The following is a 12,750-nucleotide window of genomic DNA, read 5'->3' as shown; positions in this document are numbered from 1 at the left end:
TTGTTCGCTCTGCAAAAAGCTGAACAGATTACTCAGCGGCGCCCGTTACGGCGGCGAGCGCTTCCTCGATCTGCGCCGTGGTGAGCCGGGCGGTGAGGCCCGTTTCGCCAGCGTCGAAATATTCACGCTGCAGCGTGACCAGATCGGTGTCGTCGCCGCCACGCGCAACCACGACGCGATCGCCCTCGACTTCGGAAACGGTGCCCAGTGGCTGGCCGTCGGCAGCGGTTACGGCGGCGCCGGCAACCAGCGCGGCATCGCGCGCGGCAGCGGCCTCGGCGAGCTGGGCATCGATCATCGCGTCGAGCTGCGCCTTGGAGACGGTGATGGTCGGGCCGGTTTCGCCCTTGCCATACATGTCGACCGCCAGCGGAACCTTGTGCTTGCCGGTATCGAGCACGGTCTGACCGCTTTCGACCGAGACGATTGTGCCGACCTGATTGCCCTCAGGGCCGGAAACGGTGGCGCCCGCTGCGACCTGCTCGTTGGCGGCCCCGGTCTGCGCCAGCGCCGGAGCGGCGGAGAGGGCGAGAGCGGCGGCGGCGAGTTTGACGAATTTCATTGAAGGATCTCCCGATCAGGTTGGACACACCGATCCCCGCAGCGCCATCGCGGCGCGCGGGAAGCGACAAAGCTGGCGATACGGCCCGCGGACTGAAGCCCGGGCGGGGCCGCGATACTCCGAGCAAAGGAGCGGGTTTGTGATAAGCGGATTACCGGTAAAGGCAACCGCCGGAGTTACGTTTACGGAAGGTTGCCTTAAGCTCGGCTGAAGCCTCAGCGCGCGTCCAGTTCGGCCTCGAGCAGGGCGTCGATCCGCTCGGGGCCGGGGAAACCTTCCTCGACCCAGCGCTGTTCAATCGCCTGCATAATGCGCGCGACCTCGGGTCCAGCGTCCACGCCGCGCGCGATGATCTGGCCGCCCTTGAGCGGGAAGTGGGGGGCCTCCCAATCCTCGAGTTCGCCGATCGAATTGCCCGCAAGTAACAACCTGTCTCGCGTGCAGGGAAGCCCTTCACGATAGGCAAGCGCGCGGGGTTCGGTGGCATCCTCTGCCCCGCGCTCTGCCGCGCAGACCAGCCGAGATCGCTGCGCGCGCGACAGCCGCAGGCGCACCGCCACCGTTTCCGCTAGCGAGCGGATCGGCGGGATCAGCGCCGCGAGGCGGCGGATGGGGTCGGGCGCCGCGCTCTCAGCCCGTTCATGCGCGATCAGTGCTGTCAGACAGGCGCGCTCGTTGGCGCGCGCCTCGGGCAAGATCGCCTCGAGCACGCGGCAATCCTCCATCAGCACGACTGTTGGGCCGGGGTTGGGCAGGCCGAGTATCGCGAGCAGTTCCATCGCCACCCGTTCGCGGCTCAACTCCTTGAGCGTGCCGGCGAGACCGCGGCAAGCGGCGATCGCCTCTTCGTCCAATTCGTCGCCGAAGCGCGCCTGAAAGCGGAAATAGCGCAGGATCCGCAAATGATCCTCGCGGATGCGCTGCGAGGCATCGCCGATGAAGCGCACCCTCCGCGCCGCCAAATCGTCAAGCCCGCCGAAATAATCCGCGATCTCCAGCGTCTCGGGATGCACATAAAGCGCGTTGATCGTGAAATCGCGCCGCGCCGCATCCTCGCGCCAATCCTCGGTAAAGGCCACCGTCGCGCGGCGACCATCGGACGAGACGTCGTGGCGCAGCGTCGTGACCTCGACCGGGCCCTGTTCGAGTAGCGCGGTGACCGTTCCGTGATCGATCCCGGTCGGCACGGTGCGAATGCCCGCCTCGCGGCACAGTTCGATTACCCTTTCGGGGCGATGTGTGGTCGCGGCGTCGATGTCCTTGCCGGTCCCGCCGAGCAGCGTGTCGCGCACCGCGCCCCCGACCCAGCGCAGGTTTTCCATCCCCAGCGCCGCCACCAGGCCGGCAAGGTCCTCGCGCCGCGTCCAGTCCGTTTCGGGCAATGTCCTCATCGCTCCGTCCCCATCCAAGCCAGTCGGCGCGAGAGATTGTAGCAGATCGCCGCGGTCACCCCCCAGATGCGATAGCCGCCATGCTCGATTTCGAGATACTCGCGCTGCGCGCCCTTCCAGAACACCGAATTGCGCCGCCAGTTGCGGTCATCCATGAGCAAAGACAGCGGCGCCTCGAACCAGCTTTCGACCTCGCGTTCGCACGCCATCAGCGGCAGGTCGGGCGGGATGACCCCGAGCACCGGGGTGATGTCGAAGCCGGTTCCGGTCTGGTAGCGGTCTGTTGTGCCGATCAGCCGCACCGCCTGCGGATCGAGCGCCAGCTCTTCCTGCGCCTCACGCAAGGCGGCGGCCACGGCGTCCTCGCCCGGTTCCAGCTTGCCACCGGGAAAGGCGACCTGCCCGGGATGGTCGCGCATCGTGGTGGGGCGCTGGGTGAGGAGCACGCTGGGTTCGTCCGCGCGATCGGTCACCGCGATCAGCACCGCGGCATCGGCGGTGCGCCGCGCATCGGCGAAGCGGGCATCGGACATGAGATCGCCAAACTCTTGCGCATGCCCGTATTCGAACAGGGCCTGCAGGCGGTCGAACAGCGCGCTCATGCAGGCAGCAAGGAGTAGGTTTCGCCCTGGCTGGTCACGGTCCAGTCGTCGCCGCGCGCGAGCGCGATCTGCGCCAATTGCTCATAGGTTGAGCGGTTGAGCCGCGCTTCGCAGCCGCGCCGGACGTGGCAGTAAATCGCGGGCGCATCGTGGTCCCCCTCGGCGCGCAGAGCATGGTCGGGTCCGACGATCACCAGTTCGTCTGTGTTGAGCCGCAGCGCAATCCCGTCATCGACCAGGCGGCAGTCGGTAGCGATGAAAGCGGCATCCTCGACCTCGATCGAGAGCTTCTGCACCGGGGTGACGAGCCAGTAATCGCCCGCTGCGTCGCGGGTCAGCAGTCCGGCGAAAGCGCGCACCATCGCCTGGCGCCGGATCTTGCCGCCATCATGATACCAGGTGCCTTCGGCGGCGATGCGCATGTCGCTGTCGCCCTCATTCGCGGGATTCCATTCCTCGACGGGAGGAAGTTTGCGCAGCGCCACCTGTTCGGCGATCTGCGCGAGGTCGAGCGAGGCGAGTTCAGGGGGCGGTTGGTAGGGCATGGTGACTGCTTTTATGGCTCCGGGTCAGGGATGGCAGAGCGGGCCTATTTCGCCAAGGCCGCGCGCGCTTCCTCGCTCCATGGCCCGAGCATTCCTTCGAGCGGCAGGACACCCGGGTTTTCCGCGCGGACCAGCAGGCGCGAAGGGTCCCATGGACCCGGGCAGCGCCAGCTGGCGGTATGGCCCGAAGCGAAACCCCAGGCGCCGTAATAGGCTTCGTCGCCGATCAGCACCTGCGGCAGCGCAGCGCGCGGATCGATGGCACCTAGCGCGGCGGTGATCAGCGCCTTGCCGTAGCCCTCGCCCTGTCGTCCGGGCATCACCGCCACCGGGCCGACCATCAGCATCGGGTGGGGGCGGCCCTTGGGATCGGTCAGCGCGACCGGCCAGATCTGGATCGAGCCGGTGAGGTAATCCTCCTCGTCGAGCACCGCGAAGCTGAGCGCCTCGAGCCACTCGGTCCCTTCGCGAATACGATAGGCGGTGCGCGCATGGCGGGCTTCACCGAAAGCGGCGTCGAGCAATTGCTCGATCAGCGCGGGTTCGACCGCGGTCAGGGGAATCAGCGTAGACATTGGCTGCGCGAATTAGGGCCCGGGCCCAGGCAAGTCGACAGCTATCGCCTTGCCTGGGTTAGGCTCAGCCGGGCGTCAGGCGAAGGAGCCGGGCACCATCGCCGTCTTCGAGGGCCCACAGCGCTCCGTCGGGCCCTTCGATCACCGAACGGATGCGTTTGCCCATGTCGTAGCGGGCAACCTCGCGAGCGGTGGTCCCGTTCATCTCGACGCGGATCAGCGCTTCGGTCGCAAGACCCGAGATGATCGCGTCGCCGTTCCAACCACCGAACAGATTGCCGCTGTAGAAAACGAAATTGCCGGGCGCGATGACCGGGGTCCAGTTCACGACCGGCTTGGTAAAGCCGTCATCCGCACTGTGGTCGGGAATGTTCGAGCCATCGTAATTGACCCCGTCCGAACGCACCGGCCAGCCGTAGTTTTCGCCGCGCTCGACCAGGTTCAGCTCATCGCCGCCCTTGGGGCCGTGCTCGATCTCCCACAATCTTCCGCTGTCGTCGAAGTCCATACCGAGGATGTTGCGGTGGCCCCAGCTCCAGATTTCCGCGCTCGCGCCGCCGCGTTGGGCGAGCGGATTGCCGGCTGCCGGGGTGCCGTCGAGGTTGAGACGGACGATGCTGCCAAGCGTGTTGGTGGTGTCCTGCGCCGGAGTGAACTTCTGGCGATCACCGCTAGCGATGAACATATGGCTCTCGTCCGGGCTGAAGGCGATCCGGTGCGAGAAATGGCCGCGACCGGTAACCTTGGGGCTCTGGCGCCAGATGACCGAGAGGCCCTCGATGCTGCAGGAACTGGTTTGCGCGCAGACCATCTGGCCGCGCCCGACCACCGCGCCGCGGGTATCGCCTTCGCCGGCCTCGACCCAGCTAAGATAAATCGTGCGGGTGCCAAGGGTCGAAGAGGCTTCGCTGTCGAGAAAGGCGACATCGCCCAGACCGCCTTGGCCGCCGTAATCGACCTCGGGCGCACCGGTGATCGTGATCGCCTGCCGCGTCTCGGTGTCGATCGCGCGCAATTCGCCCGGCTTGGTGGTCAGAACCAGCACAGAGGTGCCTGGGACGAAGGCGGAAGCCCAGGGTTCGTCGAAAGTGCCGAAGCTCTGGATGGCGAACTCGCCATCGAACTCGCCGCTATCGGCTGCGTCGCCCGCGACCGGGGTCGAATTGGCGGTGGTATCCCCGCTTGACGCGCCGTCGCAGCTTGCGACGAGGAGGAGGGGCGATAGGGTGGCGGCAAGGATGGATGCTTTGGTCATGATGTGTGCAACTCCCGAACAAGGTCTTGGTGCCGCGCCGTTGATCGTTGGCGTGGACGAAGCGGGCCGTGGCCCGCTGGCAGGGCCCGTTGTGGCTGCGGCGGTGGTGCTGTGCAAGCCCTGCCCCGAGGGGCTCGACGATTCCAAGAAGCTTTCCCGTAACCGCCGCGCCGTGCTCGAGCCGCAGATACTGGCAGGTTGCGCCTGGGGGCTGGGAGTCGTCGAGCCAGAGGATATCGACCGGCTGAATATCTTCGGCGCGACCATGCTGGCCATGACGCTGGCGGTGGCGCGACTGGTCGAAGTCCTGGCCTGCGCGCCCGAGAGCGTGTTGATCGATGGCAATCTCACCCCGCTGGGCCGCTGCGAAGGCTGGAGCTGGCCCGCGCGGGCGATCGTCGGCGGAGACGGGCTCGAGCCCTGCATCTCCGCCGCCTCGATCCTTGCCAAGGAGTACCGCGACCGCTTGATGCGCGAAGCGGCGCGCACCCATCCGCATTATGGGTGGGAGCGCAACGCAGGTTACGGAACGCCCGAGCACCTTGCCGCATTGCGAACATACGGGCCGAGCCCGCTGCACCGCCGCAGCTTCGCTCCGGTCGCGCAAGTGGAGATGTTCGCATGAGCTTCGCCTTTTCCGATATTCCCGACCAGACCGGCAAGACCGCCATCGTCACCGGCGCCAACACCGGCATCGGTTTCGCCATCGCCGAGAGGCTGGCGCGCAAGGGTGCCCGCGTGCTGCTGGCGTGCCGCGACGCAGACAAGGCGCAGGAAGCGCAGCAGCGGCTGACCTCAGGCCACGAGCGGGCCGTGACCGAGTTTTTGCCCCTCGACCTGGCCAACATCGCCTCGGTCCGCGAAGCCGCCGAACGCGCAAGCCAGGAAGAGCGGATCGACATTCTCGTCAACAATGCAGGGCTGATGATACCACCGCTGTCGCACGCGCCCGGCGGCAGCGAATTGCAGTTCGCGGTCAATCACCTGGGCCATTTCGCCTTCACCAGCATGCTGCTCGGCAAGCTGGCGGCCGATGGCGGCGCGCGGATCGTCAGCCAGGCCAGTCTCGCCCATCGCGGTGCCGAGATCGATTTCGACAATCTCGACGCGCACATGGGCTACGGACGAACCAAGTTCTACGGCCAGAGCAAGCTCGCCAATCTGCTGTTCGCCTTCGAACTCGACAGGCGGTTGCGCGCCGCGAATTCGCCTGTCGTCTCGCTCGCCTGCCACCCCGGCATCGCGCAGACCGAGATCACGCGCCATTTGGGAGTGTTCGGCAATGTGTTCGGTTCGCTGATTGGCACGGTGCTCAACACTGCCGAGCAGGGCGCGCTCCCGGCGCTTCAGGCGGCAACCGATCCCGAGGCGCACGGGGGCGATTACTACGGCCCATATGGCTTTCGCGAAATGAGCGGCCGGACTTCGGGCCGCGCCATCGCCAGCAAGACCGCACACGATCCGCTGCTGGCGGCGCGGCTCTGGGCCAGGTCGGTCGAGCTGACGGGGATCGATCCCGAACTTGCGCCCGCTCCTGCGCCCGCAGCTTGAGCTGAGAACAATAAGCGCGAGGTGCGAGTCCCAAGGGCCACACCACTTCATGTGGAGTCGCGAAAACGCCAGCAGACTCAACATCTAGTGGCGGACTCTTTTCGTTCCTTCGTAGCTAACCCGGAATTAACCATACCCCCCTAGAACTCCGGCCTTGACCTTGAGGCGGCTTGGACTCACCCTGTGGATAACTGCAGATTGGGGGAATATGACATGGGGGTCCTCGAGGCCGAAATGACGCGCGTCAAGGCGCGCAAGGCGGCGGTCGATGCGCCGCGCGCGGCGGCGGTGCAATTGCCGCTGGGGCAGATACTCGAAGGCGATTGTGTCGAGCGGCTGCGCGAGTTGCCGACCGCTTCGGTCGATCTGGTCTTTGCCGATCCGCCGTACAATCTCCAGCTCGGCGGCGATCTCAATCGCCCCGATGGCAGCCAGGTCGATGCCGTCACCGACGATTGGGACAAATTCGCCAGCTTCCGCACTTACGACGATTTTACAAAGGCCTGGCTTACGGAGTGCAAGCGGGTTCTAAAGCCGGACGGCGCATTGTGGGTGATCGGCAGCTATCACAACATCTATCGCGTCGGGGCGATCCTGCAGGACCTGGGGTTCTGGATCCTCAACGATATCGTCTGGCGCAAGACCAACCCGATGCCCAATTTCAAGGGCACCCGGTTCACCAATGCGCATGAGACGCTGCTGTGGTGCAGCCAGGGCGAGAAGGCGAAATACCACTTCAACTATCGCGCGATGAAGACGCTCAACGACGAATTGCAGATGCGCAGCGACTGGGTCCTGCCGATCTGCAGCGGGGGCGAACGGCTGAAGGAGGGCGGCACCAAGGTCCACCCGACTCAGAAGCCGGAATCGCTGCTCTACCGCGTGCTGCTCGCGACCACCGAGCGCGGCGATGTGGTGCTCGACCCCTTTTTCGGCACCGGGACCACCGGCGCGGTGGCCACCAGGCTGGGCCGCGACTGGATCGGCTGCGAGCGCGAGGCGCCCTATCGCGAGGCGGCGCGCAAGCGGATTGCCAAGGAGCTCCCGCTCGACGAAAGCGCGCTCGCGACCATGCAGAGCCGCCGCGATGCGCCGCGGGTGGCATTCGGCGCGCTGGTCGAGAACGGGCTGATCCCACCGGGAACGCAATTGTTCGACCGCAAGCGCCGCTGGACCGCGGTGGTCCGCGCCGACGGCTCGCTGGCGCACGACAGGCAGATCGGTTCGATCCACGGGCTCGGCAAGGATCTGCAGGGCGCACCGAGTTGCAACGGCTGGAGCTTCTGGCACTACGAAAAGGGCGGCGAAGTGATCCCGATCGACGCAGCGCGGCAATTGTACCTGCTGGCGACCGAGGACTGATCGCGCGTCTTCGCAAGCACCGAGGCAATTGGGATCCCGCTTGATGACCGACCGCATCTACATCCGCCCGATCGGTTTCGTGCCCGGGCCGCAAAGCGAGCATGGCAATGCGATCCGGCTTGCCGGCGGGATGGCCTACGCCAGCCGCTTCGCCGCGATCCAGCGCCGCGGCGAGGGTGACGGCGGCACGGTGGTCGAACGCTGGCTCGCTTCGCCCGACACGATCGCCGAGGTGCTCGGTCAGCTCCCCGCCGAGCTTGGAGCGGAGGCCGAGGCGCAATGGGCCAATCTCACGCTCGCGCACCCGCCGCTGCAACTGGGGTCGCGCATGGTTCGGCTCGACCAGCCGCAGGTGATGGGCATTCTCAACGTCACCCCCGACAGTTTCTCCGATGGCGGGCGTTTTCTCGAGGACCGCGAAGCGGGGCGCGACCACGCCGCGGCGATGGTCGAAGCGGGCGCGGCGCTGCTCGATGTCGGCGGCGAGAGCACCCGGCCCGGTGCTCCCCGGCTGTGGGAGGGGGATGAAATCGAGCGCGTGGTGCCGGCGATCGAGGCCTGCGCGGCGATGGGAGCGGCGATCAGCGTGGACACGCGCAAGGCTGCGGTGATGGAAGCCGCGCTCGATGCCGGCGCGCATATGGTCAACGACGTGTCGGGTCTCGCGCACGATCCGCGCAGCGCCGAAGTGATCGCGGCGCGCGGCTGTCCGGTGGTGCTGATGCACGCGCCGGGTGCGGCGGGCGACGATCTCCACGCCAAATCGAATGCGGGCGCGGGCGACGGCGATGTGGTGTTCGCAGTGTTCGACGCGCTGCGCGCGCGCCGCGATGCAGCGCTCGAAGCGGGTATCGAGCCCGCAAAGATCCTGCTCGATCCGGGCATCGGCTTCGGCAAGTCGCTGGCCGACAACACCGCGCTGATCAACGCATTGCCTATGTTCCACGCGCTCGGCCATCCGATTCTGCTTGGCGCCAGCCGCAAGCGGATGATCGGGGCGCTGTCCAACGAGGCTCCGGTCGAGAACCGGCTCGGCGGTAGCCTTGTGCTCGCGCTCGCGGGAATGAATGCCGGGGTCCAGGTGCTGCGCGTCCACGATGCGGCGGAAACCGTCCAGGCGCGAAACGTCTGGCGAGGCCTGCGCGATGCGGCGCTGACCGATTTTGCTGATCTGCCCGGTTAGCCGGGCGAGGCTGCCGAACCGGCGAGTAAGCCGCCGTCCAGAACCAGCTCCGCCCCGGTCATGTAAGCGCTCTTGTCGCTGGCGAGGAACACCGCCAGCGCGGCGACCTCCTCGACCGTCCCGAACCTTTTGAGCGGCGTATCCGCGACCAGCGCTGCCATCCGCGCCTCGCGGTCGGGCCCGTCGCCCAGCATCGGCTCCCAGATCGGGGTCAGGATCGCCGCCGGATGGATCGAGTTGCAGCGGATCCGCCAGCCCTGCTGCGCCGCATAGAGCGCAACCGATTTGGTGTGGTTGCGGATCGCCGCCTTGGAAGCGGCGTAGGGGGCGGCGCCGGGGATGCCGACGAGCCCCGAGCGCGAGGAGACGTTGATGATCGAACCATCGCCGCGCGCCTTCATCGCGCGCAGCGCGTAGCGGCACCCGAGGAAGGTTCCGTCGCAATTGACCGCCTGCACCGCGCGCCAGTCGGCCAGCGTGGCGTGTTCGGGATCATGCGGGCCGGGCGAGAACTCGAAGCCGGTCACCCCGGCGTTGTTGACCATGGTGTCGATCTGGGGCGCATTCTCGGCCAGCGCATCCCAGTCGGCTTCCTCGCGGACATCGAGCTTGAGGAATTCGCAGCCGAGCTCCTTGGCGGCGGCTTGCCCCGCTTCGACCTCGATATCGGTCAGGATGACCCGCGCGCCCTCGGCGACGAAAGCGGCGCAGATCGCCTTGCCGATGCCGCTGGCGGCACCGGTTACCACGCACAGGGAATCGCTCAATTCTGCCATTTTGCCACCTCTGATCCGAGGGTTAGCGGCGCTGCGCGAGACTGTCGATCCAGGTCCCGGTTCAGGCGGCGTTGTCGATCCCGAGATCGCCGAGCTTGCGGTAGAGCGTCGAACGACCGATCCCGAGGCGCCGGGCGACCTCGGTCATCCGTCCGCGATAGTGGCCGATGGCGAGGCGGATGACGTCGGCCTCGATTTCTTCGAGCGCGCGCAGATTGCCGTCGTTGGTGTAGAGCATGACGGCCAGCCCGCGCTGGCGGCTCTCGGCGCGGTCGTCCATCGCGCCGAGCAGTTCCGAGAGCTGGGGAAAGCTTTCCGCGGTCAGCGACTCGCCGTCGCAGAAAACCGCCGCGCGGAACAGAACCGCCTGCAATTGCCGGACATTTCCTGGCCAGTCGTAGACCTCGAGCAGGTTGAGCCCGCTGTCGGCGATCGAGTGGTGGCGCAGGCCCGGCTGTTCGCCGATCCGGCTGAGGAAATAGCGCGTCAGCGCCGGGATGTCGCCCGCACGCTCGCGCAGCGGCGGCAATTCGACCAACGTTCCATTGAGGCGTTTGTAGAGTTCGACTTCGAACTCTCCGGCCTCGACCAGCGCCGCCAGCGGCAGGTCGCTTGCCGCCATGATGCGGATATCGATCTTGAAGCCGTGGCTGGCGCCGGTGGGACGCACCACGCCGGTGACGAGCACCTCGGCCAGCCGCGCCTGCAGCGCGGGTTCGAGCCGGTCGATCTCGTCGAGCAGCAGCGTGCCCCCGTCGCATTGCTGCAGCGCGCCGACCTGCCGGTCGAAGGCGCCCGGGAACGCACCCTGTTCGTGGCCGAACAGCAGCGATTCGATCGATCCGGCCGAGGTCCCGCCGATCGAGATCATCCGCATCGGTGCCTTGGCGCGGGGGCTGGAGGTGTGCATCGCCCGCATCAGCATTTCCTTGCCCGTCCCGGTCTCGCCCTCGACGATGACATGGCCGTGTCCGCGCGCTGCGGTCGCGGCCTTGGCGAGCGCAGTGCGGAAGGGCGGGGCGCTGCCGACCATCGCGTCGAAATCGAGCGTGGCGGGCATCTTCTCGGCCAGCGGCTGCAATTCCGCCTTGGGCGCTTCGGCGCGGGTTGCGCTGCGCAATGTCGATAGCAGCCGCTCGGGGGCGACAGGCTTGATCAGATAATCGGTGGCGCCCGCGCGCATCGCCTCGACCGCGAGCAGCGGGGAGGCGCTGGCGGTGATCATCAGCACGGGCACGGCGGGACGGCTGGACTTGAGCGCGCGGATCAGGTCGCAGGCATCCTCGCCTGGGACCCATTGGTCGAGCAGGATGGCCCCCAGGTCGTTGCATTCGGGAGCCGCGAGCAGGTCGAGCGCTTCCTCGGCAGAGCCGGCCACCACCGTGCGCCAGCCCTCGCGCGCAGCGAGCGCGGCGACGAGGCGGGATTGCGCCGGCTCGTCGTCAATCAGCATCAGGAGGCGCGTATCGCTCTCCGCCATAACCGTTTCCGCCCATTCCATGCGCGCCGGAAATTCCCGGCGGAAAAACCGACTTAGGCGAAATGGGTAAAAAGCGGATTAAGGGTGATGCGAGGCGGGCGGGGCTTGAGCGGGCGCACGCCTCGCTATAGAGCGATCTTCAACGCAATTATCCAAGCCGGGGGAATACATGGCTTCGCCTCACGACATCACCAAGGCCACCAAGACCTATGACAGCTTCATCGGAAGCCTCAAATGGGTAGTGCCGCTGATCGCGATCATCACGCTCGTGATCGTCATCCTGATCGCGGACTGATCGCCGCCTAGTGCGCATCGCGGTCCTCAAGGAACGCGCGGTCGACGAACACCGCGTCGCCGCGACCCCCGAAACGGTGAAGAAATTCATCGCTTTGGGCGCCACTGTCGCTATCGAGGAAGGCGCCGGGGCCGGTGCCTCCATACCCGATACCGCCTATAGCGACGCCGGGGCCGAAGTTACGACCGGGCCGCAGGCGGTCGCGGGCGCCGAGATCGTGCTCGGCGTGCAGGCGCCCGATCCGCTTGCCCTCGCCGGCGCGAAGCCCGGTGCCTTCGTCGCCGCGACATTCGATCCTTTCGGAGCGCGCGAGCGGGTCGAAGCCTATGCCGATGGCGGGTTCGAAGCGCTGGCGATGGAATTCATGCCCCGCATCACCCGCGCGCAGAGCATGGATGTGCTCTCCAGCCAGTCCAACCTGGCCGGTTACAAGGCGGTGATCGCCAGCGCCGATACCTATGGCCGCGCCTTCCCGATGATGATGACCGCCGCCGGCACGGTTCAGGCGGCGCGGGTCTTCGTGATGGGGGTGGGCGTCGCGGGCCTTCAGGCGATCGCCACTGCCAAGCGGCTGGGCGCGCAGGTCTCGGCCACCGATGTGCGTTCGGCCACGAGGGAACAGATCCAGTCGCTGGGCGCGAAGCCGATTTTCGTCGAGGACGTCGCCGGCATCGAGGGCGAAGGCTCGGGCGGCTATGCCACCGAGATGAGCGAGGAATACCAGGCGGCGCAGGCCAAGCTGGTCAGCGAGCACATCGCCAAGCAGGACATCGTCATCACGACGGCCTTGATTCCGGGGCGCGCTGCTCCCCGGCTCGTCAGCGATGCGCAGATCGCCAGTATGAAGCCGGGCAGCGTGATCTTCGATCTCGCGGTCGCGCAGGGTGGCAATGTCGAAGGTTCGGTGGCCGACGAAAGCGTGGTCAGGCAGGGGGTGACCATCATCGGCTATAGCAACACCGCGGGCCAACTGGCGGCCGATGCCAGCGCCTTGTTCGCGCGCAACCTCTACAATTTCCTCTCCGCCTTCTGGGATACCGAGCAGGGCCGCCCCGTCCTCGACGAGGAAATCGGCGACGCCGTGCGACTAACGCAAGGCGGCAAGGTGGTGAACGCGAGGTTGATGGAATGATGCTGGGTGAAGGCCCTCTGCCTCCCCGTACCGGGGAGGAA

The 12,750-nt window shown here is 66.8% G+C and carries 14 protein-coding genes; 6 read left to right on the top strand and 8 right to left on the bottom strand.

Features of this window, described 5'->3' with window-relative positions:
* Positions 1-28: 28 nt before the first annotated feature.
* The 6 genes from ACWIKC_RS08180 to ACWIKC_RS08155 form a co-directional block, all read right to left on the bottom strand.
* On the bottom strand, positions 29-562 hold the full coding sequence (locus ACWIKC_RS08180; RefSeq protein ID WP_454597017.1) for a hypothetical protein: 534 nt from the start codon (positions 560-562) through the stop codon (positions 29-31).
* Between the two features lie 215 nt (positions 563-777).
* Positions 778-1,953, bottom strand: coding sequence for a CCA tRNA nucleotidyltransferase (locus ACWIKC_RS08175; protein WP_454597016.1), 1,176 nt, complete (start codon positions 1,951-1,953; stop codon positions 778-780).
* A complete protein-coding gene (locus tag ACWIKC_RS08170; protein WP_454597015.1) occupies positions 1,950-2,555 on the bottom strand; it encodes a CoA pyrophosphatase in 606 nt (201 codons plus the stop codon). Before ACWIKC_RS08170 ends, ACWIKC_RS08175 begins: the two co-directional genes overlap by 4 nt.
* Positions 2,552-3,100, bottom strand: a complete 549-nt coding sequence (locus tag ACWIKC_RS08165) for a DUF1285 domain-containing protein (RefSeq protein ID WP_454597014.1) — start codon at positions 3,098-3,100, stop codon at positions 2,552-2,554. The genes ACWIKC_RS08170 and ACWIKC_RS08165 overlap by 4 nt, the downstream gene beginning before the upstream one ends.
* Before the next feature lie 44 nt (positions 3,101-3,144).
* Positions 3,145-3,675, bottom strand: a complete 531-nt coding sequence (locus tag ACWIKC_RS08160) for a GNAT family N-acetyltransferase (RefSeq protein WP_454597013.1) — start codon at positions 3,673-3,675, stop codon at positions 3,145-3,147.
* Between the two features lie 64 nt (positions 3,676-3,739).
* Entirely contained in the window at positions 3,740-4,930 is a 1,191-nt protein-coding gene (locus ACWIKC_RS08155) for a PQQ-dependent sugar dehydrogenase (RefSeq protein ID WP_454597012.1), read from the bottom strand.
* Here ACWIKC_RS08155 and ACWIKC_RS08150 point away from each other — a divergent pair.
* The 4 genes from ACWIKC_RS08150 (at position 4,929) to folP (ending at position 9,026) form a co-directional block, all read left to right on the top strand.
* Entirely contained in the window at positions 4,929-5,555 is a 627-nt protein-coding gene (locus ACWIKC_RS08150) for a ribonuclease HII (RefSeq protein WP_454597011.1), read from the top strand. The genes ACWIKC_RS08155 and ACWIKC_RS08150 overlap by 2 nt on opposite strands.
* Complete coding sequence (locus tag ACWIKC_RS08145) at positions 5,552-6,481, top strand: oxidoreductase (protein WP_454597010.1); 930 nt, start codon at positions 5,552-5,554, stop codon at positions 6,479-6,481. The genes ACWIKC_RS08150 and ACWIKC_RS08145 overlap by 4 nt, the downstream gene beginning before the upstream one ends.
* A gap of 213 nt (positions 6,482-6,694) precedes the next feature.
* A complete protein-coding gene (locus ACWIKC_RS08140; RefSeq protein WP_454597009.1) occupies positions 6,695-7,843 on the top strand; it encodes a DNA methyltransferase in 1,149 nt (382 codons plus the stop codon).
* Between the two features lie 43 nt (positions 7,844-7,886).
* Positions 7,887-9,026, top strand: a complete 1,140-nt coding sequence (folP, locus tag ACWIKC_RS08135; RefSeq protein WP_454597008.1) for a dihydropteroate synthase — start codon at positions 7,887-7,889, stop codon at positions 9,024-9,026.
* On the opposite strand, the gene ACWIKC_RS08130 is transcribed toward folP, so the two are convergent.
* Both ACWIKC_RS08130 and ACWIKC_RS08125 read right to left on the bottom strand, forming a co-directional pair.
* The gene (locus ACWIKC_RS08130) at positions 9,023-9,802 is read right to left on the bottom strand and encodes an SDR family oxidoreductase (protein ID WP_454597007.1); all 780 of its coding nucleotides are present in this window, start codon (positions 9,800-9,802) and stop codon (positions 9,023-9,025) included. The two genes, folP and ACWIKC_RS08130, sit on opposite strands and share 4 nt — an antisense overlap.
* A 61-nt stretch (positions 9,803-9,863) precedes the next feature.
* Positions 9,864-11,282: a sigma-54-dependent transcriptional regulator gene (locus tag ACWIKC_RS08125; protein ID WP_454599468.1), complete on the bottom strand. Its 1,419-nt coding sequence runs from the start codon at positions 11,280-11,282 to the stop codon at positions 9,864-9,866.
* Between the two features lie 169 nt (positions 11,283-11,451).
* Here ACWIKC_RS08125 and ACWIKC_RS08120 point away from each other — a divergent pair, with 169 nt between their 5' ends.
* Positions 11,452-11,577 carry an aa3-type cytochrome c oxidase subunit IV gene (locus ACWIKC_RS08120; RefSeq protein ID WP_454597006.1) on the top strand — a complete coding sequence of 42 codons (126 nt, stop codon included), beginning with the start codon at positions 11,452-11,454 and terminating at the stop codon, positions 11,575-11,577.
* A gap of 10 nt (positions 11,578-11,587) precedes the next feature.
* Positions 11,588-12,709, top strand: a complete 1,122-nt coding sequence (locus tag ACWIKC_RS08115) for an NAD(P) transhydrogenase subunit alpha (protein ID WP_454597005.1) — start codon at positions 11,588-11,590, stop codon at positions 12,707-12,709.
* Positions 12,710-12,750: the final 41 nt, after the last annotated feature.

Source organism: Qipengyuania sp. SM2507 (genome assembly GCF_053714505.1).
This window is presented reverse-complemented; position numbering and strand designations above follow the sequence as displayed.